This window comes from Bradyrhizobium retamae, from assembly GCF_001440415.1.
Taxonomy (GTDB): domain Bacteria; phylum Pseudomonadota; class Alphaproteobacteria; order Rhizobiales; family Xanthobacteraceae; genus Bradyrhizobium; species Bradyrhizobium retamae.
In genome coordinates this window covers 1-24680 of the sequence record NZ_LLYA01000197.1, presented here as the reverse complement: position 1 = coordinate 24680, position 24680 = coordinate 1, and the positions used below count along the sequence as shown (strand labels likewise).

The 24680-nt window shown below is 60.3% G+C and carries 24 protein-coding genes, 1 tRNA gene and 1 pseudogene; 8 read left to right on the top strand and 18 right to left on the bottom strand.

Annotated elements, in window-relative coordinates; translation table 11 throughout:
- Positions 1 to 146: 146 nt before the first annotated feature.
- Positions 147 to 1124, bottom strand: a pseudogene (locus tag CQ13_RS34145) (ATP-dependent DNA helicase); the annotation flags it as partial.
- 198 nt (positions 1125 to 1322) lie between these two features.
- Between CQ13_RS34145 and CQ13_RS34140 the strand changes: the two are divergent.
- On the top strand, positions 1323 to 2531 hold the full coding sequence (locus CQ13_RS34140; protein WP_057847188.1) for an LLM class flavin-dependent oxidoreductase: 1209 nt from the start codon (positions 1323 to 1325) through the stop codon (positions 2529 to 2531).
- 66 nt (positions 2532 to 2597) lie between these two features.
- On the top strand, positions 2598 to 2777 hold the full coding sequence (locus CQ13_RS34135; protein ID WP_057847192.1) for a hypothetical protein: 180 nt from the start codon (positions 2598 to 2600) through the stop codon (positions 2775 to 2777).
- Between the two features lie 72 nt (positions 2778 to 2849).
- On the opposite strand, the gene flbD is transcribed toward CQ13_RS34135, so the two are convergent.
- The 8 genes from flbD to CQ13_RS34095 form a co-directional block, all read right to left on the bottom strand.
- Positions 2850 to 4229 carry a sigma-54-dependent transcriptional regulator FlbD gene (flbD, locus tag CQ13_RS34130; RefSeq protein ID WP_057847187.1) on the bottom strand — a complete coding sequence of 460 codons (1380 nt, stop codon included), beginning with the start codon at positions 4227 to 4229 and terminating at the stop codon, positions 2850 to 2852.
- A gap of 51 nt (positions 4230 to 4280) precedes the next feature.
- Positions 4281 to 4631, bottom strand: coding sequence for a flagellar motor switch protein FliN (gene fliN, locus CQ13_RS34125; RefSeq protein ID WP_057847186.1), 351 nt, complete (start codon positions 4629 to 4631; stop codon positions 4281 to 4283).
- 19 nt (positions 4632 to 4650) lie between these two features.
- Positions 4651 to 5277, bottom strand: a complete 627-nt coding sequence (locus CQ13_RS34120; RefSeq protein ID WP_057847185.1) for a FliH/SctL family protein — start codon at positions 5275 to 5277, stop codon at positions 4651 to 4653.
- Positions 5277 to 6362 (bottom strand): flagellar motor switch protein FliG, encoded by a 1086-nt coding sequence (gene fliG / locus CQ13_RS34115; protein ID WP_057847184.1) that lies wholly within the window; start codon positions 6360 to 6362, stop codon positions 5277 to 5279. Before fliG ends, CQ13_RS34120 begins: the two co-directional genes overlap by 1 nt.
- Position 6363: 1 nt before the next feature.
- Positions 6364 to 7992: a flagellar basal-body MS-ring/collar protein FliF gene (fliF, locus tag CQ13_RS34110; RefSeq protein WP_057847191.1), complete on the bottom strand. Its 1629-nt coding sequence runs from the start codon at positions 7990 to 7992 to the stop codon at positions 6364 to 6366.
- A gap of 169 nt (positions 7993 to 8161) precedes the next feature.
- Positions 8162 to 8437: a CtrA inhibitor SciP gene (gene sciP, locus CQ13_RS34105; protein WP_002714638.1), complete on the bottom strand. Its 276-nt coding sequence runs from the start codon at positions 8435 to 8437 to the stop codon at positions 8162 to 8164.
- Between the two features lie 206 nt (positions 8438 to 8643).
- Positions 8644 to 9342: a flagellar hook assembly protein FlgD gene (locus CQ13_RS34100; protein ID WP_057847183.1), complete on the bottom strand. Its 699-nt coding sequence runs from the start codon at positions 9340 to 9342 to the stop codon at positions 8644 to 8646.
- 10 nt (positions 9343 to 9352) lie between these two features.
- On the bottom strand, positions 9353 to 11050 hold the full coding sequence (locus CQ13_RS34095) for a flagellar hook-length control protein FliK (protein WP_057847182.1): 1698 nt from the start codon (positions 11048 to 11050) through the stop codon (positions 9353 to 9355).
- 346 nt (positions 11051 to 11396) lie between these two features.
- Between CQ13_RS34095 and mnmA the strand changes: the two genes are divergently transcribed.
- From mnmA to CQ13_RS34075, 4 genes are all read left to right on the top strand, one after another.
- Complete coding sequence (gene mnmA / locus CQ13_RS34090; protein WP_082637810.1) at positions 11397 to 12596, top strand: tRNA 2-thiouridine(34) synthase MnmA; 1200 nt, start codon at positions 11397 to 11399, stop codon at positions 12594 to 12596.
- 21 nt (positions 12597 to 12617) lie between these two features.
- Entirely contained in the window at positions 12618 to 13256 is a 639-nt protein-coding gene (locus CQ13_RS34085) for a class I SAM-dependent methyltransferase (protein ID WP_057847181.1), read from the top strand.
- Between the two features lie 92 nt (positions 13257 to 13348).
- Positions 13349 to 13735, top strand: coding sequence for a hypothetical protein (locus CQ13_RS34080; protein WP_057847189.1), 387 nt, complete (start codon positions 13349 to 13351; stop codon positions 13733 to 13735).
- Between the two features lie 116 nt (positions 13736 to 13851).
- A tRNA-Met gene (locus tag CQ13_RS34075) sits at positions 13852 to 13928 on the top strand.
- Positions 13929 to 14279: 351 nt separating this feature from the next.
- Here CQ13_RS34075 and CQ13_RS34070 read toward each other — a convergent pair.
- Complete coding sequence (locus CQ13_RS34070) at positions 14280 to 14486, bottom strand: hypothetical protein (RefSeq protein ID WP_057847180.1); 207 nt, start codon at positions 14484 to 14486, stop codon at positions 14280 to 14282.
- Positions 14487 to 14760: 274 nt separating this feature from the next.
- A complete protein-coding gene (locus CQ13_RS34065) occupies positions 14761 to 15642 on the bottom strand; it encodes an ArdC family protein (RefSeq protein ID WP_063800214.1) in 882 nt (293 codons plus the stop codon).
- Between the two features lie 402 nt (positions 15643 to 16044).
- On the opposite strand from CQ13_RS34065, the gene CQ13_RS34060 reads away from it, so the two are divergent.
- Positions 16045 to 17133, top strand: a complete 1089-nt coding sequence (locus CQ13_RS34060) for a DUF4268 domain-containing protein (RefSeq protein WP_057847178.1) — start codon at positions 16045 to 16047, stop codon at positions 17131 to 17133.
- A gap of 115 nt (positions 17134 to 17248) precedes the next feature.
- Here the strand turns inward: CQ13_RS34060 and CQ13_RS34055 are convergent, their stop codons facing one another.
- From CQ13_RS34055 to CQ13_RS34035, 6 genes are all read right to left on the bottom strand, one after another.
- Entirely contained in the window at positions 17249 to 18721 is a 1473-nt protein-coding gene (locus CQ13_RS34055; RefSeq protein WP_245309511.1) for a type I restriction-modification enzyme R subunit C-terminal domain-containing protein, read from the bottom strand.
- The gene (locus CQ13_RS46080; RefSeq protein WP_057847176.1) at positions 18675 to 19145 is read right to left on the bottom strand and encodes a hypothetical protein; all 471 of its coding nucleotides are present in this window, start codon (positions 19143 to 19145) and stop codon (positions 18675 to 18677) included. The genes CQ13_RS34055 and CQ13_RS46080 overlap by 47 nt, the downstream gene beginning before the upstream one ends.
- A 179-nt stretch (positions 19146 to 19324) precedes the next feature.
- Entirely contained in the window at positions 19325 to 20941 is a 1617-nt protein-coding gene (locus CQ13_RS43750; RefSeq protein ID WP_156434073.1) for a tetratricopeptide repeat protein, read from the bottom strand.
- A gap of 642 nt (positions 20942 to 21583) precedes the next feature.
- Positions 21584 to 21796: a hypothetical protein gene (locus CQ13_RS41915; protein ID WP_156434072.1), complete on the bottom strand. Its 213-nt coding sequence runs from the start codon at positions 21794 to 21796 to the stop codon at positions 21584 to 21586.
- 126 nt (positions 21797 to 21922) lie between these two features.
- The gene (locus CQ13_RS43745) at positions 21923 to 22609 is read right to left on the bottom strand and encodes a hypothetical protein (protein WP_156434071.1); all 687 of its coding nucleotides are present in this window, start codon (positions 22607 to 22609) and stop codon (positions 21923 to 21925) included.
- Between the two features lie 295 nt (positions 22610 to 22904).
- Positions 22905 to 23567: an SOS response-associated peptidase gene (locus CQ13_RS34035; protein ID WP_057847173.1), complete on the bottom strand. Its 663-nt coding sequence runs from the start codon at positions 23565 to 23567 to the stop codon at positions 22905 to 22907.
- Positions 23568 to 23696: 129 nt separating this feature from the next.
- On the opposite strand from CQ13_RS34035, the gene CQ13_RS34030 reads away from it, so the two are divergent.
- Positions 23697 to 23939, top strand: coding sequence for a sunset domain-containing protein (locus CQ13_RS34030; protein ID WP_057847172.1), 243 nt, complete (start codon positions 23697 to 23699; stop codon positions 23937 to 23939).
- Positions 23940 to 24044: 105 nt separating this feature from the next.
- Here the strand turns inward: CQ13_RS34030 and CQ13_RS34025 are convergent, their stop codons facing one another.
- The gene (locus tag CQ13_RS34025; RefSeq protein ID WP_057847171.1) at positions 24045 to 24440 is read right to left on the bottom strand and encodes a hypothetical protein; all 396 of its coding nucleotides are present in this window, start codon (positions 24438 to 24440) and stop codon (positions 24045 to 24047) included.
- Positions 24441 to 24680 lie beyond the last annotated feature (240 nt).

Sequence of the window (24680 nt, the reverse complement as noted above, 5' to 3'; positions counted from 1 at the left end):
TCGCCAATGCCGGTTCTGGGGGCGAGTGAATCACAAATCAAGTTTGCAAGGAATCCCGCTCCAAAGCCCCGCTTTCCGGCAAATCCACTTACGGCAAAACGCCGTTTCAGGATTCCAAATCAACGGCTTGGGAATTCTTCACGGACGACCACGTAGCCATAGTCGAACTCGTCATAGGGTTTGCGCTGCTCCCACGGGATCGCCTCGATGCCGCCCTGGAAGCAATCATGGCGTACTGAAACCTTGGTGACCTTGTGGCCGAACTCTTCGTCAGGCGACAGCCGCATGCTCAGTATCTGTGATTTCGATCGCGGCTGGGTGCGCGACTTCACCCGCCACAGCCCGCCGTTGAACAAGCCCTTCTTGCGATTGTTGCGCAGGCACACCAGCTTGTCACCGGCGACCGGCAGGGGATCCTCGATGCTCTGCTTCTGCCGTATCCGCATGTTGTAGGCACGGCGGGTGTTGTTGCGGCCGACCAGTACCTGGTCCGCCCTCATGACGCGGTCGGGATCGAGCTCGCTGCGCGGCACCACTTCACTCTCGCCGTGGCGGCCGATTTCGAGCTCGCGGCCCTCGCGAATGTCCATCGACATCCGCACGATCGGATCGTCCTGCGCCTGCCGGTGCACCTCCGTCAGCATCGCGTCGGGCTCGCAACTGGTGAAGAAGCCGCCGCCCTGGATCGGCGGCAACTGCGCGGGGTCGCCGAGCACGAGCAGTGGACAGTCGAACGACATCAGGTCGCGGCCGAGTTCGGCGTCGACCATCGAACATTCGTCGATCACGATCAGCTTCGCCTTCGAAGCCGGCGCGTCGTCCCACAACTCAAAGCTCGGCTGCTCGACGCCGGATTCCTTGGCGCGATAGATCAGCGAGTGGATGGTGGAGGCGTTGTCGCAACCCTTGTTGCGCATCACCAGCGCCGCCTTGCCGGTGAAGGCGGCATATTTCACCTCGCCGTCGACGCCCTCGGCGATGTGCCGCGCCAATGTGGTCTTGCCGGTGCCGGCATAGCCGAACAGGCGGAACACCGGCGGCGTGCCGTTGCGGCCCGGCTTGGCCTTCAGCCATTCGGCGACGGCCTTCAGCGCGGAATCCTGATGCGGCGTAAAGGTGGTCATGGGGTCCAGATGGAGAGAAGAGCGGGCGGAAGGCCGCGACTCAACGGACTGTAAAGCTAACCATTCGCGCGTTCCATGCAAGACAGCTTCCGTGACGCGGAATTGCCATTTCGCGACCAAGGCTAGACTTGTGATTTGCGGAGAATACACTTCCCGAAAACAACAAACGGTCTTGAACAAACCGTCTTGGGAGGCGTCATGAAATTCGGCATCTTTTACGAGCTGCAACTGCCGCGCCCCTGGGAAGAGGGCGACGAGCTCCGGCTCTACCAAAATGCGCTGACGCAACTCGAGACCGCCGACCGGCTCGGCTATGACTACGCCTGGGTGGTCGAACATCATTTCCTGGAAGAATATTCGCACTCGCCCGCGCCAGAATCCTTTCTCGCCGCCGCCAGCCAGCGCACCAAAAATATCCGGCTTGGCCACGGCATTTTCCAGCTCACGACCAACCATCCCGCGCGCGTCGCCGAGCGGGTCGCGGTGCTTGATTTGCTCAGCAACGGCCGCTGCGAATTCGGCATGGGCGAGAGTGCCTCCATCACCGAACTGACGCCGTTCGGCCGCAACATGGAGACCAAGCGCGAGGTGTTCGAGGAGGCGGTTCAGGCGATCTTCCCGATGTTCACCAAGGTCGGCACCGAGCATCACGGCAAGTATTTCGACATCCCCTTGCGCAATGTGGTGCCCAAGCCCGTTCAGAAGCCGCATCCGCCGCTGTGGATGGCGTGCTCGCAGCTCCCGACCATCGAACGCGCCGGCCAGAACGGTTTTGGCGCGCTCGGCTTCCAGTTCGTCAGCGCTGAAGCGGCGCATGCCTGGGTGCATGCCTATTACAATGCGATCACCAAGCGGCTGAAGAAACTCGCGGACTACGACATCAATCCGAACATGGCGCTGGTCTCGTTCTTCATGTGCGCCAGGACCGACGAGGAGGCCCGTGCCCGTGCCGACGGCGCCACCTTCTTCCAGTTCGCGCTGCGCTACTACGGCGCCTCGCAGAACCGCCAGCGTCCCGACCCAGGCGCCGTCAACATGTGGGACGAGTACAACAAATGGAAGCGTGAAAATCCCGAGGCGCAGGAGGCGGCGCTGCGCGGCGGCCTGATCGGGTCGCCGGAAACCATCCGCAAAAAGCTAAGACGTTTCCGCTCTTCCCACATCGACCAGGTGATCCTGCTCAATCAGGCGGGCAAGAATACCCATGAGCACATCTGCGAGTCGCTGGAACTGTTCGCCAAAGAGGTGATGCCCGAATTCCAGAACGACCCCGAACACGACGCCTGGAAGCAAGGCGTGATAAGCGGGGCGATCCAGCTCGAGGAGATCGACACCGAGGCCTTTACGGATCGCTACGGCAAGCTCGCGATCAATGTCGCGCCGGCGCAAAAGGTGGCGGCGGGATAGAGGCTGGGCCGGCACCGCGCGCTATGTTAGCCTCGGCCGATGACTTAAATGCGGTACGGCGATCTGATGAAGCGATTGGCTACTTGGGTATTTTACGGCGTCGGCGCGATCGCGATCGCCTATCTCGCGCTGTATGCCTATGCTGTTTTCACCGGGCGCGACCTGCAGCCCGGGGATCCCATCCACATTTTCCGCAAGCCGGATGCGCCGAGTTATTCCGCGCTTTCAGCGTCATTGCGAGCATAGCGAAGCAAATCCACCTCTCCACTTGTAGCGCTATGGATTGCTTCGCTACGCTCGCAATGACGGCAGCGGCGCCTAGCCCGCCGTCACAAACCGCTGGTGCTCGCCCGCGCCTGCCGGCGTAATCGGTATCCCGCCGTCGGCATATTCGTTCAGCTTGTTGCGCAGCGTGCGGATCGAGATGCCGAGGATGTTGGCGGCATGGGTGCGATTGCCGAGGCAGTGCTTCAGCGTCTCCAGGATCAGGTCGCGTTCCACGTCCGCAACGGTGCGGCCGACGAGAGCACGGGTCACCTGTTCGGCGGCAAAGGTGGCGTGGGCCACGGCAGGCGCGGTCTTGGCGAGGTCGAGGCGGTCGCCATCGGGGGTCAGGATGGCCTCAGGCCCAATCTCGTCCCCTTGCGCCATCAGCACCGAACGGTGGATGGTGTTTTCCAGCTCGCGAACGTTGCCCTGCCAGCGGTTTGATGTCAGTACCCGCCGCGCATCGGCGGAAATGGGGCGCAGCGGCACGCCGTTGGCGTCGGCGTATTTCTTGGCAAAGTGCTGCGCCAGCTCGAGGATGTCGGCCGGACGGTCACGCAGCGGCGGGATCTTCAGGTTGACGACGTTGAGGCGGAACAGCAGATCCTCGCGGAAGGAGCCTTCGCGCACGGCGTCTGCGAGGTTGCGGTTCGAGGTCGCAATGATGCGGATGTCGACCGGCACCGGCTTGGTGCCGCCGACGCGGTCGATCACGCGTTCCTGGATCGCGCGCAACAGTTTGGATTGCAGCCGCACGTCCATTTCCGAGATTTCGTCGAGCAGCAGCGTGCCGCCAGTGGCTTCCTCGAACTTGCCGATGCGGCGGGCGACCGCGCCGGTGAAGGCGCCCTTCTCGTGGCCGAACAGTTCGGATTCCAGCAGGTGCTCGGGAATTGCCGCGCAATTGATCGAGATGAACGCCCGCTTGGCGCGGGTCGAGCGGGTGTGGACATAACGCGCCAGCACTTCCTTGCCGGTTCCGGATTCGCCGGTGATCATCACGGAGGCGTCGGAGCCCGCGATCTGCTGCGCCAGCTTGATCACCTTGCCCATGGCTTCATCGCGATAGACCAGATCACGCGAGTCATTGGCGACGGCAGCAAGCACGGCGGCGATCAGTTCCGGGTCCGGCGGCAGCGGGATGTATTCCTTGGCGCCGGCGTGGATCGCGGCGACCGCGGCGCGGGCATCGTTGGAGATGCCGCAGGCCACGATCGGCACGTGAATATGTTCGGCTTCCAGCCGCATCACCAGGTCGCGGATGTCGAGGGCGACGTCGACCAGCAGCAGGTCGGCACCCTTGCCGCCGCGCAGCACGGCCATCGCCTGTTCGGTCGCGTCGGCATGGGTCACCGAAGCCCCGTTTTCCATCGCGATCTTGGTGGCGGTCGTGAGCTGGCCCTTCAATGTGCCAACGATGAGAAGCCGCATGTCTGTCTCCTGTCCGTCTGTTCGCGCCTCACGCGCGTATCGCCAAAATTGTTAGTTGCGTTCCGCCTTGATGATTTCCGTCATGGTCACGCCGAGCTTGTCTTCGACCAGCACGACTTCGCCACGCGCCACCAAGCGGTTGTTGACGTAGATGTCGATGGCTTCGCCGACGCGGCGGTCGAGTTCGAGCACGGTGCCGGGTCCGAGCTTCAACAGCTCGCCGACGTCCATCTTGGAGCGGCCGAGCACGGCCGAGACCTGCACGGGCACGTCGAATACGGCCTCGAGGTCGGCTGCGATGCGCGAGGCCTGTTCGTCCTCGTTGTAGGCGAGATCGTCGACCGGCGGCGCATCCGCGGCGTTGAGATCGGGTAGCGGTACCTGTGCGTCGGTGTCACTCATGGTTCAGTCCTCATGGCCGTCACATTGCGGCCTGATCGCGGGACGCCAGATAGCGCCCGACGAGTTCGCTGATCTTCGCTTCGATGGCCGCGCGCTCCAGCACGACGCCGCCGTCGGCCCATTCGATCCGGCAGTCGCCGGTGGCGACGCCGGGCTCGGCCAGGATCACGAGCCGGCCCTCGAAGCCGTTTTGGGCCGCCTGACGTTCGATCTTCTCACGGGCGGCCTCGTAGAGCTGGTCGTTGATGCGGACGACGAGATGCGGGGTGGCGACCAGATGCGAGAAGCAGTCGCTGACCAGCGCCATGATCTCGCCGAGCGGTTCGCGGCCGATCAGTTCGCTACACAGCTTGCGTGCCACCGCGACCGCGACTTCGACAGCCTCGGTTTCCATCCTGGCCTCGATGCCGGAGAAACGCGTAGCGATGCCTCTGATGGCGATGCCGATCTCTTCCAGCGCCAGCGCCGAGCGGCGGTCGCTCTCGACTTTGGCCTCGTGCTGGGCTGCTTCATAGCCGGCGCGGTAGGCGCGTGCCTCGGCCTCCGCGACCTTCTGCGCGATCTCGGCGGCCGTGGCGGCACGCTCGCGCGTCCTGTCGGGCGCTGCGAAGTCGGTGTCGAACAGGAATTTTGCGGGCGCGGCCATCAGTACACCAATTCGTCGTCGGCGCGGTTCTTGGTCAGGGTGATTTCACCCCTGGCGGCCATATCCTTGGCGAGGTTGACGAGCAGCGCCTGCGCCTCGTCGACGTCGCGCAGCCGCACCGGTCCCATCGCGGCCATGTCGTCCAGCAGCATCTTGCCGGCGCGCGAGGACATGTTGCCGAGGAAGAAGGCGCGCACCTCCTCATTGGCGCTCTTGAGCGCGATGCCGAGCTTGTCCTTGTCGACGTTGCGCATCAGCGTCTGGGCCGAGGCGGAATCGAGCTTGATCAGGTCGTCGAAGGTGAACATCAGCGCCTTGATGCGCTCGGCGGATTCGCGGTTTTCCTCTTCCAGCGAGGTGATGAAGCGGGTCTCGGTCTGGCGGTCGAAATTGTTGAAGATTTCGGCCATCACCTCGTGGGCGTCGCGGCGGCGGGTCTGCGACAGGTTGGACATGAATTCGGTGCGCAGCGTCTGCTCGACGCGCTCGATGACTTCTTTCTGGACGGCTTCCATCTTCAGCATGCGGCCGACCACATCGAGCGCGAGGTCCTCGGGCAGGATCGCCAGCACGCGCGCGGCGTGCTCGGGCTTCAGCTTCGACAGCACCACCGCGATGGTCTGCGGGTATTCGTTCTTGAGGTAGTTGGCGAGCACCTCTTCCTGCACGTTGGAGAGCTTCTCCCACATGTTGCGGCCGGCGGGGCCGCGAATTTCATCCATGATGCCGCTGACGCGCTCGGAGGGCAGATATTGCTGCAATAGCCGTTCAGTGGCGTCGAAGGTGCCCATCAGGGCGCCGGAGGCCGACATCCGCGAGACGAATTCGAGCAGCAGGTCTTCCACGACATCGGCCTCGACGGTGCCGAGCGTCGACATGTGGATCGACAGTTCGCGCACCTCGTCGTCGTCGAGCAGCGACCACACCTTGCCGCCATATTGCTCGCCCAGCGCCAGCATCAGGATGGCGGCGCGCTTCGGGCCGCTCAACGGCTTGCTTTTGGGCCGGTTGCTCTGACGGCTCGCCAGCGCCGAGATGACGGTGGTGATGTCGTTGGCGTTTGAGGTTTGCGGTACGGCGGCCATGTCAGCTCTCGGCGGGTTCGCTCAACCATTGGCGAACAATGGAGGCGGTCTCGTTCGGATTACGTTCGGCCAGTTCGCCGACCCTGTGCACGGCCTGGGCGTGGACCTGGCCCTGGACCTGCGCGACGTCGATCAACTGGGCGGTGCCGCTGGTGCCGGCGATCAGGGCCTGATTGGGCCCGAGCTCTCCGTTTGGACCGCTGCCCTCGATCAATGCGAGCGTCGGTTCGGTCGGCGCGGGAACGACTTCGGCAGCCAGGATGCGCTTGACCAGCGGACGGATCACCAGGAACAGCACCACGAGACCGAGCAGCATCATGACACCGAGCTCGATGACGTACATGACGTCGTCCTTGGTGAACTGCAGCATGCCGAGAAACCCGCCCGGCTCGACGACCGGTGGCACGGAGGGCGCTTCGGCAAAGCGGAGATTGACGACCTCGACCTGATCGCCCCGCTTTTGATCGAAGCCGATCGCCGAGCGCACCAGCGTGGCGATGCGGTCGAGCTGCTCCTTGCTGCGGTCCTGATAGACCATTTCGCCTTTTTCGTTCTTGGTGTAGGCGCCATCGACCAGCACCGCGACCGAGATCCGGTTGACCCGTCCGGCCTCGGTGACCTCGGTCTTGGTGGTGCGGGAAATCTCGTAGTTGTTGGTCTCCTCGCTCTTCTTGCTCTGGTCGCGGGCTGCCGGTGTGGTGGTGTTGGTTTGATTGCCGGGCAGTTCGTTGTTGACCGTTACCTGGCCGTTGTTCTCGGCAGTGAGGGATGATTCCTCGCGGGTCTGGGTGGAGCGCAGTACGCGGCCCTCGGGATCGAACTTGTCGGAAGTCTGGGTGATCTTGTTGTAGTCGAAGTCGGCGGTGAGCTGGACGCGGGCGCGGCCCTGGCCAACCACCGAGGAGACGATCGCCTCGACTTCGTTGCGCATGCGCTTCTCGAAGGCGGTGCGGCGCTCGTCGCCGACGGCGATCTCGGGGTCCTTGCCGGCGCCGTCGGCCAGCAACCGGCCGGCTTCGTCGACGATCGACACCCGCTGCGGCTTCAGCCCGTTGACGGCGGAGGCGACGACGTGACGGATGGCGCGGATCTGCGGGGGTTCGAGGCTGCCGCGCACCCGCACCACGATCGAAGCCGACGGCTCCGGCGCCTCGCGGGCGAACAGCGGCCGTTCCGGCAGCACCAGATGGACGCGGGCGGCCTGGATGCGGTCGATGGCGCGGATGGTGCGGGCAAGTTCGCCCTCCAGCGCGCGCAGATGGTTGATGTTCTGGACGAAGCTCGTGGTGCCCAGCGCGTCGGACTTGTCGAAAATCTCGTAGCCAACGCCACCGCCCTTGGGCAGGTTGCTTTCGGCCAGCTTCATCCGCAGCCGCGTGACCTTGTCCTTCGGGACCATGATGACCGCGCCTTCGTTGCGCAGCTCGAAGGGAATGGCCTGGCGTTCAAGATCCTTGATGATGCTGGAGGAATCTTCAAAGGAGAGGTCGGTGAACAGGGTAGTCATCTGCGGCGTGGTGACGCGCATGATGACGAAGGCGAAGAAGCCGATCAGCGCGGTCGTCACCGCAACCATGGCCATCAGCCGCGCTGCGCCCAGGCCTTTCAGGAAAGCAACGAGACTTTGCACCAACCGCCCCCAGGGATTCGGCCCGAGGGACCGACTGGGCAATTATTGCCTAGGGGATGGTTTCCATATGGTTAACAACCCTTAAAGCCGCCGCGAATAGTTCCGGCATGAAAAAAACCGGCTTCGTAAACGAAGCCGGTTTTCATCAAATCTTTGGGTTTGCGAGAATTTACTGGCGATATTGCTGGATCCGGGTGGTCCGCAAGCCTGCCAGGCCATGCTGATCGATGGAAAACTGCCACGACAGGAATTCGTCGACGGTCAGCGTATAGCGGCTGCAGGCCTCCTCGAGGGAGAGCAGACCACCGCGGACCGCGGCAACGACTTCGGCTTTGCGGCGGATCACCCACCGTTTGGTGCCTGGCGCGGGCAGGTCAGCAATTGTTAACGGACTGCCGTCAGGCCCGATGACGTATTTCACCCTCGGGCGATGGGGTTCTGTCATGGCGTACTCACAAACTCTCAACCACTGAACTCACCATGGTAACCTACGCCCCTCGGCTTAAAATTTGCCTAAGCCTACGGCTTCAATACGAATCTCCTTGAAAATGACCGAAAATGGCTCCGGCCCGGTTCTCTGTGACGCTTTCGCGTACAATCAGGGATTGCCGGGCCGGGAACGGTGGATCAACTGAGGCGAGTGGGCCGGGCTTAGGTGGAAGAGGTCGGACGGACCACGCGCTTGATCTTGTCGGTGGTGTAGCTCTGGCCGCCGATCGACAGCAGCGGCGGGGAGGCGCTGAGATCAACCGAGTCGACGATGCCCTGAACTTCGGTGGAAATCGCGACGTTGTTGCCCGAACTGTCCTTGCCCGTGGCGGTCAAGGTGTAAGTGCCGGCCGGCCACTGCACGCCGTCATTGCCCTTGCCGTCCCAGACGAAACTGGAGCCGCCCTTCTTCAGCGTATAGTTGCCGGTATAGGCCGTCTGTCCCGCCGAATTGGTGATCGTGATCGTCGCGCTGGTGTCTTTCTCGGAATTGAAATTCCAGGTCGCAGATTTGTCGAACTGCGCCTTGCTGCCGTCGACGGAGACGGTATTGCCGACATAGACCAGCGCCTGCGTCGCCTGGGCGCTCTTCTCGATCTCCACCAGCGCCTTCAACTGCTCGTTCTGCTTGAGCTGCTGCTCGATGCCGGCGAACTGCACGAGCTGCTGGGTGAACTGGTTGGTGTCGAGCGGATCGAGCGGGTTCTGGTGCTGCAACTGCGTCGTCAGCAGCGTCAGGAAGGTCTGGAAATTATCCGCGATTCCCGTCGTCCTCTCCGACGCGGTGTTGTTGCTCGTCGCAGTGCCGGTTCCCGGCGCCGAGACGACCGTTGTCGGCATGGTTGCTGCATCGACTGCCATGGCGATCTCCTTAAACCCTGATATCGACGCCGCCGCTCGAACCGAGCATGCGACCATAGCTGCGGCCGGCGACCACGGCCGGCACGTTGTCTTCCTCGCTGACGACGAGGCGATGTGCGTTTGGATTGGACTGGTTGCCGTCGTTCTGGCCCTGCGAAGACTGGTCGCGCAGGCTGAACTGCAGGCCGCCGTTGCCGGTCGAGAGGCCGGCGTTGTCGAGTGCGCGCTGCAACTGGTTGGCGTCCTGACGCAGCATCGACAGCGTTTCCGGCCGTTCGACGGTCAGATGCGACGTCACCTGGCCGTGGCGATCGACATCGATGCGGACGTCGATGCGGCCGAGTTCAGCGGGATCGAGCCGGATTTCGAAGCGGGTCTTGCCGCTCTTGGCAGAAGCGGCGATTTCCATCGCAAGCCCGCTCACCGGCACTGCCGCGCTTGTGGCCGCCGTGGCGGTGAGTTGGGTAGCGGCAGCCGCCGTCGTGGTGGAAGCGGCCAGTTGCTGCGTATGGATCGTGCCGGCGGCCTGCAGGCCGTTGCCGGACGCGTTGACCGGCGTCTGGCCGACGACATCCGGGGCGGCAAAATGCGCGTTGGCGTTGGCGGCCGACGACACGATGGAGTTGCCCGAGGCGTCGGCCTTCACGGTCTCGGCGATGCCATTCTCGGTTCTCAACTTGCCTGCGGCTTCGGTAGTCGGCGTGACGGCGGGCACGATGGTATCAGCGGCAGGCGCTGTGGGTGCGATGGCGTCGGTGGTTGCGACCTGCTCCACGATTGTCGTGGCGCCTTTTCGGGCGAGATCCGGGCTCTTGAGCGGCACGGCTGATTTGGTGGCGGCGGGAGTCGCTGCAACCACCGAAGCGGCCTGAGCGATGCCGGTTGTGACGGACGGGTCGGCGGATGTGGCTTGGGCGCTGACGGCCTGGCCGATGCCCTGCGCATTGGTCTTGGTACCGTCCCCTTGCGCAGCGTTCGTGGTCGTGGTGGCGGTCGCTTCGGCGCTTTCACCGGCGGGACCGGCTGGCGCGGTCTCGGCGGCGAGCGAAGCGGAGGCTGCGATCGCAGCCGCCGCGATGGCAAGCGGCGCGGTCGCCTTATCGGTCGCGGGTGCGGTGGAGGCCGTCGTCGCCGGCGGCGTTGCGGCAGCAGGGATGGCGGCGGCAATCGCGTCGGCCGTTACAACGGCCGTTCCATCCTGCGCCAGTTCAGCCTGATCGGTCGCTGGTGAGGCGTTGCCGGAAGACGCCTGCGTCGCTTCGTCGGACGACGCCTTCTCGGACTTCGGTGCGTCGGACTTCGATTTGGCGCGGCCGATCTTGGCGGGCTTGGTCTCGGCATCGACGTTGGTGGTGTCGGTGTCGACCTTGCCGGCGTCGCGTGTCTTGTCGTTCCGTGTCTTGTCGTCGCGGATCTTGGCCGCCGCGTCGCGATTATTCGAATCGTTGCGCGCGGCCTTGTCGGCCTTGTCGGATGCGGCGGCGCTGTCGCGCGAACGGTTGTCGGAAGCTGATTGCGCGTCGTCGGAGCGGCGCGGGGAGGGCGCTGCGTCCTGCGCGCGGTCGTTGTGGCTTGCGGCCGTGTTGCTATCGACCAGCGACGCGAAGCTGTCGTTTCGGGCGGGCGGATCGGAATCCGGCCGTGCGGACCTCGCCGCCGCGCTCTGGAAAGATGCATTTGCCGATACTTCTGACGTGACACTAACCACGGTAACCCTCGCGCTGAGCTCTCGGCTACCATTCAGCAAAGAGCGGGCCAGCCGCTTCGGTAAAAAAATATTTTGTTATTTCAAATACTTAAAAGGATAGCGGTCTGCTTGTTGAGCGTGACCACGGCCGCCTTTTCTGCCCGGCGGCAAGATTTGCCGTCCTGGACACGCTCCAAAATGGGGATCGGCTGATTGCTTCACGGGAATACGGCCTATATTAAAGAGCTAAGTCCGATCCGGCCCGGTATGGCCGAATGATGCCCTAAGGCCTTATACATAAAGGCTTTTTAAACTCTGGCCGCGAACCGCCATGGCGCGTTCGCGATTGAAGTCGATGACCCCTGGCATGCGAAACAGTTTGGATCTCGAAGGCCGTCCGCAGGACACGCGGATCGTGGTCGCCATGTCCGGCGGCGTCGATTCCTCGGTGACGGCTGCCTTGCTGAAGTCCGAAGGCTATGACGTGGTCGGGATCACGCTGCAGCTTTACGACCACGGCGCTGCCACCCATCGCAAGGGGGCCTGCTGCGCGGGACGGGACATCCACGACGCCCGCAACGTGGCAGAGCGGATCGGCATTCCGCATTACGTGCTCGACTACGAAAGCCGCTTCCGCGAATCCGTGATCGACAATTTCGCCGACAGCTACGCGCTCGGCGAAACGCCGGTGCCCTGCATCGAGTGCAACCGCTCCATCAAGTTTCGCGATCTCTTGGCGACCGCGCGTGAACTCGGCGCGCAGGCGCTCGCGACCGGACACTATGTCGCCTCGCGCCGCCTTGCCGGCGGATCGCGCGCACTGGTCTGCGCCGCGGATTCCGATCGCGACCAGAGCTATTTCCTGTTCGCGACCACACGCGAGCAGCTCGATTACTTACGCTTTCCGCTCGGCGACATGACCAAGCCGCAGACGCGCGAGCTGGCGCGGCGCTTCGGCCTCGAAGTCGCCGAAAAGCAGGACAGCCAGGACATCTGCTTCGTGCCGACCGGGCGCTACACCGACGTCATCGGCCGCCTCAAGCCCGGCGCAATCGAGCCCGGCGACATCGTCGATCTCGAGGGCCGCACCATCGGCCGCCATCAAGGCATCGTTCATTTCACCGTCGGCCAGCGCAAGGGACTGGGCATTCCCGCCGGCGCGCCGCTCTATGTCGTCAAGCTCGATGCCACCAGCCGCCGCGTCGTGGTGGGACCGCGCGAGGCGTTGCGGATGGATCGCATCCTGCTGCGCGACGTCAACTGGATCGGCGACGGTCTGCTCGACGACGTCATCGGCGACGGCATCGAGATGTTCGTGCGCGTGCGCTCGACGCGCGCGCCGCAGCCGGCCTGGCTGCGCGCGGTCGATGGCGGTTATGAGGTCGAACTCGTTGCCGGCGAGGAGGGCGTATCGCCTGGCCAGGCCTGCGTGTTCTACGATGCGCCTGCGGGACAGGCGCGCGTGCTCGGCGGCGGATTCATCAAGAGCGCGACCGCACGCCATCCGGTGATAAGGGGAGGGGCGCAGGAAAAAGCCGCGCCGCTCGCCGAAGTGATGCGCACTTAAGAAAAAATCGGGGCAGAGGGAATGGCTGGGGACATCGACCGCGAGGGGGTCGAAAAAGCTTATGGGCGCTGGGCGCCGGTCTACGATCTGGTTTTCGGCAAGGTGTTCGACGAGGGCCGCCGATCGACCATCGCTGAGGCTGACAAGATCGGCGGACGTGTTCTCGACGTCGGCGTCGGTACCGGGCTGTCGCTGTCAGAATATTCGCGCAACACGAAATTGTGTGGCGTCGACATTTCCGAGCCGATGCTGCGGCGGGCGCTCAAGCGCGTGCGCGAGTTCGGCCTGACCAATGTCGAAGCGCTTGCGGTGATGGACGCCAAGAACCTGGCGTTTCCGGATTCGTTCTTCGATGCGGTGGTGGCGCAATATGTCATCACGGCGGTGCCGGATCCGGAACGCACGCTGGATGATTTCATCCGCGTGCTGAAACCCGGCGGCGAACTCATCCTGGTCAATCACATCGGCGCCGAAACCGGTCCGCGCCGCGCGTTCGAACTGGCGTTCGCGCCACTGGCGCGGCGGCTGGGCTGGCGGCCGGAATTTCCGTGGGAACGCCTGACCAACTGGGCCGCCAAACATGGCGGCGTCACCTTGACCGAGCGGCGGCCGATGCCGCCGATGGGACATTTTTCCCTGATCCGTTTTCGGAAATCGTGAAGCGCATAGCGTTTTCGCTCAAGAAAACGCGTCAAACAAAAAAGCGGCGAACTGACTGCGGAACCTCCGCGTGCGCGAACCGTTTTCCCGGCATGGCAATGCACCGGGCACTTCTTCTTTCATGTGTGTTGATGGCGGCTACGAGTATGGCGGGCGCTCAGGCTCCGCCCAGCCCTACGACGCCGCCCGCCCAGACCGCACCGCCATCGCCTGACCGCGCCGCCAATGTCAATTGCGCCCCGATGCAGCCGGCGCCGAATTCCGGCGCGACGGTTCCGGAGGGAAAAGCGCGGGAAGGAACGACCACCGGTCAGCGGACCGAGCCGCTCGGCGACAAGCTGGCCCGCTCGGAGGGCGTATTGTGTCCGCCCCCGGGGGTTGATCCCGAAATCCATGCGCCCACGCCAGAAGATGGCAAGACGCCGGTGATTCCGCCGCCCGGCACTCCCGGCGGCGACCCGTCAATCCGGCCGAAATAGCGCAATTTTGCAGATGCTTGCCCGGACGGCTCGCTTTGCTTGACAGGTCGTCGACCCGCTCCTTATATGCCGCGCGTTCGCGACCGCGGCATTGCCTGCCGCCACCGCGATGCCGTGGCGGGGTAGCTCAGCTGGTTAGAGCACGGGAATCATAATCCTGGGGTCGGGGGTTCGAGTCCCTCTCCCGCTACCAAGCAAATCGCGTAGTTTTTGCGCCTTCTGCTTTCTGCTTTCCTTCCGTACCACGCTTCGTACCACATTCTTGGCCGTCTGCGCCCAAGGATTTGAATACGATCCTTAGATATTCCAAGACCTTACGCGAGGCACTGTTTGCCTAGCTTCGGCATGAGCATCGGATGCTTGGGCGAATGAGGACTTGAAGGGCGCGTGTGCGAGGACGCCGGTCAAGGAGTCGACTTTCGAGAGCGCGACCTGACCTGGATTGAAGGGTTCGATTGCACAGGGGCGGAGGAGAGAGATTGGGGCCTGATACGTAGCCTGCTCGTTCGTTCCTTTCTCTCCGCTCTGGAGTGGTTCAATGTACTCATCGTGCTGTCTTAGCAGTTTTATCCTTCCGCTGCGGCGGCGGCGCCTCTGCATCGGTGAGCTGCTGCTCAAGCTCGGCCTTCCTGCCCTCAAGCTGGACCATCTTGGCGTTGATCCTGTCCGCCGCGCCGCCCTTGAGGATCAGGGTGCGAATCCCTCCCTCTCCGCCATACAGCTTGCCTAACCTCCTGACTTTTCTGAGCAACGCATCAACGTCACCTCTTCAGTCCCCAAACGGGTCCCCATCGCGTGCCGATAGGCGGCGTAGCTCGTGGGGAAGGGCCCAGCGGCCGGGCGTGATGGGGGATAGCCGCGCCATCGAGGCCACCAGAACCAGCCAGCCCCGCGCCTGCCGAACGTCTCTAGCGAGCGATCGGCGTAGAACACTTCGATACTGGCGCCCGTTTGGGGGTGTACGTCGAAGAGCGGCTCACGAGACGGGTGTGAGCGCTGCCCGCCGGTGGCAACCCGTAGGCCCATTACGCTGCCCTTTCAGCGGGTCCGGCAAGGGCCAAGCCACGCAGGTATTCCGCGGCCTTGGATGCGTGGCTGCACGCCGTAAAGAACGCGCGCTTGTCGGCCTTCAGCAGTTCAATCCAGGTGGCGATATAGCCCGCGTTCCTGACGTCGCCGTCAAAACCAAACTCCGCGCAGAGGAAGGCCGCACCCAGCTCCGCAATCAGCTCTTCGGCGGCGTAGTTGCGAGAGCCGAACCGGTTCTTCAGATCGCGATCAAGGCGCGCCTTGTGTCCCGTCCAGTGGGTCAACTCGTGGAACGCCACATTGTAGAAGTGATCCGCGCCCTTGAAGCCGGCGAATGCCGGCATCGAAATAAAATCTCGGCTGGGGATGTAGAAAGCCTCGCCATGGCCTTCGCGGATGTCGGCGCCCGTTGAGCGCAAGAACGCGTCTGCAAGTTCGTCGCGCGCGTCGGGATTACGAACGCGAATTGGTGGTGCTGTGTTGACGCGATCGGGAAGGTTTTCGCATTGGTCGAGGTTGAAAACAGTGTACTCGCGCATCATGGGGATCAGGCGCGCTGAAGAGCTATCGTCCGCGCCTTGGTCGCGGACCTGCAGTTGCTTGACGAAATAGACCTTGGTGCCGCGCTCGCCCTTGCGGACGTTGCCACCCAACTCCAAAGCCTGCTTAAACGTCAGAAAGCGCGGCAAGCGGTAGCCAGCGGCCTGCGCCATCCAAAGTAGGACGATATTGCAGCCCGAGTAGGGCCGGTTGCTCACGGCGTTGCACGGGGTATTCGGGCCCGCCGTCGTGCTCCAGGGTTTAACCCAGGGGGCGGCGTCGGCTTCTAGCTCTGCAATTATGCGCGCTGATACCTCAGCGCAGAGATCACGTTTCATGCCTTGCCTCGCGTCTATGATCAGCGCGACCAGGATCGGCCGCGTGCCATAGCCGCGTTGGGCAGGGCTCTCAGTCGGGCATCAGTCGGAACGGCGCAAATTTACCCCCCGGGGAGCATGGACAGGCCGCCCCCATCTCGCTTCGCGAGACCGACCTTAGAAATATCCAGGGGTCAAAAAGGGCCATTAAGAAGGTGTTAAGGTTTGGGGGAGAGCCGTGTCTGTGCGGGCTTCACTTGAAGTCCTTCTTGATGGAGCGTCAGACGTGGCGCACGGCATATTCACGTTACGTTGTCTAAACCACTTTTCTGGGATTCGCGATTAGTGAAACATCAATCTCGCTCGCCCTCTAGTCCGTGCTGGAGCGTGCGTTGATGTGCGCAATAGTTTTGAGGTCGGCCGATGCCCCTGTTCACTATCAATCAAGATAAGCTCGAAGCTGTGCCAGAGACCTCTTATGCGCAGGAAGCCATCCTTGAGAGAAAACACCTCCAAAATCTTTTAAAGCAACACATCGCGGCGCTGGGCCCCGACATGATGGTGGTGTGTGATGAGTTCTCAGATTGGGAAGATAGCTCGCGCCGGATAGATATCCTCTGTATTTCCAACGAAGCCCAATTGGTCGTGGTCGAACTTAAACGGACCGAAGACGGTGGGCATATGGAGCTTCAAGCCATTCGCTATGCAGCTATGGTGTCGAGCATGACGCTAGATCAAGCAGTGAACGCACATTCCCGGTTTTTGGGTGGCGATCAGGAAAAAGCCAAAAGTGAGATTTTGGAGTTTTTAGACTTAAACACACTCGCTGAGGCAGAGCTTTCGGACGATGTGAAAATTATTCTTGCGGCCTCAAATTTTTCTGATGAACTCATCACCTCAGTTATGTGGCTAAATAAGAGTGGCCTTGATATCACGTGCGTTCGTCTGAAGCCGTACAAGCTAGACGGAAAGATCTTAATTGATGCAACACAGATTGTGCCTCTGCCCGAGGCTTCGAATTACGAGATAAAGATACGCGAACAGAGCCGGGAAATCCGAAAGGTAAAAACCGCCCGACAAGAGATATTCAAACGGTTTTGGTCGCAACTAATAGACAGGTCGCTCGGCAAAACCCAACTGTTGGCAAATCGAAACGCCTCGACTGACCATTGGCTCTCTGCAGGCATCGGTCGGACCGGGTTCAGCCTCAACATCTCTCTGACGGAAGACCGAAGCCGGGTGGAATGTTACATTCGTTTAAAGGAAGGAGAGCAGGCGAGCCTCGCCGCGTTTAAGCAGCTGTATGCTCAGCGCGAGGCCCTTGAAGGTAAGTTTGGAGGTCCGCTGGATTGGCAGGAACTCCCCGGCAAGATCGGATGTCGTATATGTGAGGACACAATCGGGGGATGGCGAAGCCCCGAAGCAGAATGGCCGGCGCTGCAGGATCAGCTGATCGACACACTTGTTCGTATGGAGGAAACTTTGCGTGCGCCAATCGAGCAGATTTCGTAGCTCATAATAGCTATGAAATTGTCGTCGAAAAGTGACAAGGTAACACACCGCGAGCCGTAAAATGGTGGCGCGTGGAAGCGTGATAACTTGAAATGGGCGACATGCAAAGTTCGCCCTACGCCACCGCACTGTCGTTGATCGCCTGAATCCGCGCGAACAGTCGGGCCACGCGCTCCTCGTCGAACACCTGGTCCGGCCCCGTCGGCGCAATATCGGTAAACGGCGGCTCGTAGAGCAGCGCCGGCTCTATCACACCTTGATCCGTCAGGTGCTCGATCACCATGTTGATGAACTCGATTTGGGTCGCCGTCGCCGTTCCCGACGAAAGGAAGTCGCTGAAGGCCTCATTCACCGCTGCACGATCGAGCCCGACAAGTGAGCGGACGAAGCGACCGAAACGCTGACTTGTCTCCCGCGCTCGCTTGATGTCGCCGGCTTCACCGATACCGGCATCCAGCAACATCTTTTCCAATTCGGTCAGATCGGTCGGGGTGAGCGGCTTTCCCTGCCGTAGTTTATGAAGGACGATGTGATTCTCATGTGCTCTCAGAAAATGCCGCGCCTTTAGCTTGAAGCGCGCGAAATCAGCTTCGCCAACCTGCGGCAATTCATGTTCGACACCAACACCGATTTCGTCAGTGAAGTCCGAATAGACGACCACCTTTTTCGACTTCTCGATATGCTGAACAAGGTCACGCAGCCGCAGCCGTACAAGTTCCAGCAACGGGACCGTGATGCCTTCCCACCACTGCTCGGTTTGAATCTCTTCGATGAGCTCCGCCTGATGGGCAATGGTCGGAATGCCCATCTGATCTTCCAACGCTGACGCGATTTCCATCAGTTGCTTGCGTAGCGTGTCGAAGCGCTTTGATCCCTTGAGCAGCGCGAGCTGCAACGAAAACATCAGGAGATCAAAGCGCTTCGCTTCCTCAGTTCCAAAGCCCTTTGCAGATGGCAGCGGCGCGATCTCGTCGACCAATTCCTTGCGCCTTTCATCATCAATCGACTGCCATGCATCAGGTTCTCGGTATTTTTCGACGGCACGGCGATGCTGACGAACGATGAAATTGTCGAGGTTCAGGCTGCTGACGGTGTCCTGCAAGGTCTTCACCGCGTCTTCGCGAATTTCTGCTTCGTTCGGCGGATCGCCGCTGCCACCAGATTGATGGGGCTCCCGAGCGGGTTCGGAGCGTCCATCCAGTGTTCCGCTCTTCTCGTCCAAAGCACGCACGAGATCGAGTCTTGCCGCGAACAGCCGTTCTGACAGTGATTTTGCTGCGCCAGCCTCCTTCAACTCCGGATTGGCCCCGAAGAACTCTAGGTTCTGGCAATAGTCAAAGACACGGAAGAATTCCTTGTCCTGGCCCGGCCCGAAAAGGTCGGGGCAGAGCCGCGTACCACGGCCCATCATCTGCCAGAACTTGGTCTTTGACCGGACCTGCTTAAAGAAAACAAGATTCACCACTTCCGGCACGTCAATGCCGGTGTCGAGCATATCGACCGAGATGGCGATGTGGGGCGGTTTGGTCTTCTTCGAGAAATCATCGATTAGAGTCTGTGCATATGCCCCGCTCGTAGGTGATAACACGCGCGAAGTGCCCGGCGAGATTAGGGTACGCTGCGTTAAATCGAGCTTCGATGAACAGTGCGTGCGCTTGGTTCTTGGCAAAGATGATCGTCTTGCCGAGCCTGTCGCCGCCCTCGACTTTGAGCCCGTTGGTCATGAGATGCGCGATGACGAGATCGACAGTGTCGGTGTTGAACAGGCGCTTATTGACTTCGGCCGCGTCGATGCTGTCGGGGATTTCGTCTTCGCCCCATTCGAGCATGTCCCATTGGTCTTTTTCCTCATCGCTCAGGTCATCGTAGCGCAGTCCAGAACGCACGATCTTCAGCGGTACCGAGACCGCTTTCGGCGGCACGAGATAGCCGTCGGCCACCGCCTCATCGAGCGGATAGGCATCGGTCGGGACGCCGTCTTGCTCGCGCGTTTTTGGCAGAAATGAAATCACGGGGGTGACGCGTCGCTGTCACATAGTGCGCATGATTAGGCGGCGCGATTGCGAGAGCAAGCATCGTTGGGATCGGCGTGCCCGGTGCAACGATCTAACTCCCAACCCTAAAACCTTCGCTTTGGTGGCAACAGACCATGCGAGTTATTGCTTCTCGTGACTATGGAGAGAGCGTCACTTCAGTCGTGCGGCAGTCGCGAAGTATGCACATTTGCGTTTGATTTAATATTTAGTTTGTAGAATTTTTGAAGGTTCCAATTGGTTGGACAAGTGCCACTGGGATAAGGAACTTGGGTAGATCCGAAGTTATCGGTGCAGAAGCTCTTTGCTGATGCGTCATTGGCCGCGGCCCGGAAGCGCTGCTGTGAAGGTAGTGCATTAACAATCACCCAAACGCCCTTGTCTCTTACAAAACGCCCGACGTCTTCACAACTTCCTGGTGCCAGATCCCAAAGCACTTCGAAGGTGATGTGATCCGCGTTTGCTTCGCTATAACCCGCCAGATTTACCCACATTTGTTCGGTGAGCCCGTTGCAGGCGATCAATTTTACTAGCGAACGCTCCTTTCTTGTATGCTCAAGCAGGGCTTTTGCCTCGGCAGTATAATCCCCGTAATCAGCAGACGTCGATTGCAGACTGTCGGTGAGATCGCGCTCGGCTTCCTCAAACTTCTTCTGCGCAAAATAGGCAGCACCTCTGTTATAGTAGAACGCTCCGTCTTTCTTCAGTTTGATGGCCTCGCTGTAATCGGCAATAGCTCGCGCGTCGTCACCACTCAACTTGTAGCAAGCGCCGCGCAGGTTGTAGTAATCCGCTGAAGTCGGATCCAATCGAATTGCTTCACTCAAGTCGCCAATAGCAATGGCATACTCGCCCTTCGCTTGGCGAGCCAGCCCCCGACCGACCCATGCCGGGGCATAAGTGGGATCGTGTCCAATGGCAACATTGTATTCGTCGATCGCCACATCCCACTTCTTATTGGACGCATGACCCTGCGCCCCTGTTACTGCATCGTTGGCGCGGCTCCTTCGTTCTGAGGGCGATGCTTCTCGCTTCGGAGACGTGGTGGGGGCCGCGACTTCGGAATGCGTTGGTAACCAAACCTCTATTTGCTTGGTGGCCCACCACAGGGTCAGCACTCCAAACAGGAAGATTGCGGTAACAACGCCCGCAAGAATGATCCATCGCAACGGCAGCCTTGTAATAGCACTTATCCAAAGCGGTAAGTCTGTGGGCTTGTCGCCAGCAGTAATTGTTCCATCTCGAAGAAACGGGACCCAATTTTCGGTGCAAAATTCGTCGGTGAAAAAATCGCTGTGCTTGAATTCCTTGTGCCATCGGGTCGCGACGGCGGGGCGATTGAGCCCAGTCGAGCCGACTGACCCATATCCCCAACCAACACTCTCAGCTAACGCTGGCCAAAAATCTCTTGTTCCGACTTCATTCAGGAGGGGATGGCGAAAACGCTGTAATACTTGGTTGAGGCTAAAGTCATCTCGGACAACACTCCCGCAGAAGATTATCCGGTGCCACCGAAATTCCGGGTGATCAGTGAGTATCTTACTCACGACATGCGTTCCGAAGCTATGAGATATTACGGACATATACTTCGGCTCGATCCCAGTAGCCAACCAGTGCGATTGACGAGCCGTATGAATATCGGAAACTACGCGCTTGATTGCTTTATTTCGTAGCCAAGTGAAGGGCGATAGGAAGCGCAGAACTCCAAACATACCATAACTTGTTGGTCCGACCGAAAAGCCTTCCCGCTCAAGTGCAGGCTTGATCTCTCCCATCCATAATGCGCGAGTGTTTATTCCGTGGACAAGTATGACCAAATGATTGGCCGTCTCGCTCCTGCGTACTTCCTCGGTAATGCTCACAAAGGCACCCCCGATTTTCCCCGAGGGCTCGGCGAATGAAAGCCGACGAAAAAGGCATTCCCGCAATTACGCACTCGCGCCTCCCGGAATGTCTCAGGACCGCGACTAAAATCAATACAACCAAGCATATGCTTGTCTGATCATTATAGGCAACAGTTGAATGGCAAAGAACCGGGTAGTTGAGACATGAAAGAAGCCTTCAGCAGTTCTTGCTGGACAAAAATGACAGAAGGGCTGACTTGTCACTGAGGGCGATGAAATTGGCGAACTTAACGGCACCTCACGACTGTTCGACAACATCGCGTGCATGATGAGATGCGGCGAACGGCGAAGCCTGCAGCTACAGTCGAATTCTGCGGCAATGCCAACAGGCCCGCTCGGTCCGTTCAATGATCGATACTGACACAAGGTCTGTCTCGGCATCGGCTGCGAGTGCGAAAACCATCCGTGCGTGGCAAAGAACTGGGCTGTCAGTGCGGGGCGGGCATGCGCGAGTGCTGACGCGCTTGAAGAGCCTGACATCAGTCAAGTCCTCGAAGCTCCGTCGCCCCGCCATTAGCGCCGCGTGGTCTTCCGACGATTATACGGTGAGCGGTTTACCGGCCTTAGAGAAATCCCCTCGCGCTGCGCTTTGCTTGCAATCAACGCGGGCGGACGCTGCATTTTGAGACTGATGACGCCGGTCGGCGTGTTCGCTTCTGTAAGCGAGCGCAGTTGCTTGCCGATCGGCGAGCCGGGACGCTTCCATGCTGGTTTTGTTGTTGCCATGAGCACCTCCAATGGGAGGTAAGGCACGAAGCGGCCTAACTGTTCCCAACGATCCTGATCGCATCGTCGGGCAATGGCCGCGCCTTGGCCTCATGCCAAGATGCACGCATCCACAGGTCGCGCTCCTCATCCGTCGCCTTCGGATGGATCGGCTCCATCACGGCGTTTGGCGCGGATCGGTATGATCTCCAGATCGCCAGCCCTAAAGTCGCCCTCCACAAACGGCGCGCATCTCGCCGCCGAACCGGATGCGGATTTGTGATATCGTTGTACGTACACCCGCTCATAGTTTGAGAAACTATCTTTAGAAGTTATTTGAAATCTTATGTAATGCCATTCGGGTGCTGCAAAGCGGTTTGGAAGGTCGCCGTAGTCTTTTGCTACCGAGAACACAAATTCGCTCCGGGAGGTTCTTCGAAAAAATCTTCTATGTGGGATCACGTCCACTTGGCTGCGGACAAGTTCCACTTCGGTCGTGATCTCTTGCTCTTCTTCTGGGCCACGTTTCACGAGGTACAATGCAGCTTTACTCGCGAGCGCATCCCCGCTCAAGACAAACCATCGCCGTCTTCTGTTTATCACCTTGATACGCGCGACAACACGCGAGCCCTTTGGCGTCAGCGCAATGCTTTTCGAAATGCCAAGTTTCGGCACACGCATGCTCACCAGACCTATTGATAGAAGGCTGCTTATTATGCCGCCGGCGATAGCGATAAACCATTCGCCATTGGCAACCTTAGACCCGACCTCTAGGACCTCGGACCAGCTTGCCCGGAGTGCATTCCAGAGGGGACCCAGGTATGTCTCCCACATGAGATCTCCTCCTCCATATTTTGATATTTTGCAGCGGGCTCCGCTCTGCGCTGATCGTTAGCGCGTTGGTGTGCTTTTATCCTGCGGGAGCGAGCCTCTGGAGATTACGGCTGATCGGTTGATGTATCCAGATCATGAATGGTAAGTACCACACACTTATCCAGCGCCTCGGCTGCTATGGCCCACTGATGAATTCAGAGAGTCTAAAAATTCGCTCGTCTTTGCTGCACTGCGCGGTGAGGCGAGTACCGTCGCAACGGGATCGGTGAAGTGCATCACCTCCCGAACCATGGCACTATGCCGCCGCCCGATCTTCCTTCTCGGTCCCCCGCAGCACGACCCTGAGCACAGCGTCGGGCAACGGTCGCTGCAGCGCTTTGGCCTCATCCCACGGCGCCCGCATCCAAACATCACGCTCCTCGTCTGTCTGCAGGATCACTGGCATGGCCTTCGGATGGATCGGTTCGACGACAGCGTTCGGCGACGTGGTGAGAAAGCCGTAGACATCGTGCGGCCCCGGAATTGGCTTCGACTTAGTTCCGCGATCGCCCTTAAACTCAGTCCAGATGCCAGCGAAACAAATCAGCGGCCGATCGTCATTGATCGCGAACCAAACGACGTCCTTTTTCTTGGTCTCCGGGTTCGGCTCCGGCGCATACTCCGCAAAGCTGTTGAACGGCACTAGGCAGCGGCTCTCCGCCTTCAGCCAGCCTCGCCAATGCGGTGAGGAGGTGTTGCGGATATTGGTCACCGGCGGCCCGCCTGTGCGCGGCGGTGGGGGCATCCCCCAGCGCATCAGGACCAGCTCGCGCTCGGTGCCTGCATTGCGAACGACCGGTGCGGGATAATCGGGAAACACGCCCGGCATCGGCGGCAGGTTGCCGACGTAACGGTTCATCACGCGAAAGAGCGCGCGGATGGCTTCTTGGTTTGTCGTGATGGAATAGAGGTTGCACATGGGACCGGAAGCTTCTCATAAAAGGCGATGAAATGGAGATTTAGTTGCTTAATGATTTTGGATGATGGTTCGAACTCAACGAGATCAAGAGCCATTCTGCGGGAGCGCATCATTCCAAGGTCTCGCGGCATGTTCCCGACGATCATCGGCTTAGCGGCCGTCGGCGGCATCATCGCGGCGACGGAGTTCGGCCCAATCCTCGTCGGCTGCTCCATCAAGGGCAACATCAGCAAGAACACGGGCGAGCGCATCTATCACTCACCGGGGCAGGAGTATTACGCTCAAACTCGGATTAACTGGTTTTCAGGCGAGCGATGGTTTTGCTCCGAGGCAGATGCGCGGGCAGCAGGATGGCGGAAGTCCCGAAGTTAGGTGGTGCTGTCTAGGTCCGCTTTGGAGGCGAAAGCAGACACGCTCTGATTACGAAGAAACTTCGCCTTTTGACCCAAAGCCGACTTTGGTATTGCCCCTGATTTCTCAAGGACGCGTTTGCTTGCGTTCGTCGGCTTGATTTTTAAGCCTCTGGTGAAAAGCGCGAACCTCGCCGGTATAGTCGTAATAGGCCCCTACTTGCGTCATCTTCAATGCACCATCAGCAGCTGCGTCAGGGTTGAAAGACGGGGGGACAGGATTCAGTATCTGGTGGACGGTTGCTATGAGCTTGGATCTGATGCCGAGGCGTAAATCTGCGCACGCTTCCTGAACGATAAGTTGAGCTTGCTCCTTGGACGCTGCTTTGGCGACTTCGGCCTTGAGGCATTCCCTGTAAGGCTTGAGCTGCTCGGCCATCGCTTTACCGACTTCGACAGCCTCTTGTTGAGCCAGGGCCGTCCCGCTCAGGCCAACAAGAAACACGACGGACAAAAGCTTCATACCAGGCCTCGTTGTGTGGTCGACGCTAGATTGTGAAGATTAAGCAACTACTACCCTGGGATATTAAATTTTTCGGCGCAATATCCCTCAATGGCACTGATATCTCGGATTGTCGCTTCTGCAGCGCTGAGGTTGCAGTCTGCATCTGCCACGAGGTATGGCGATAAGTCGGCATAAGACGGCTATTGGCCCTCAACGGACATGCCAAGCGGGCCGGATGATGTCCGCCTTCGGGAGCAG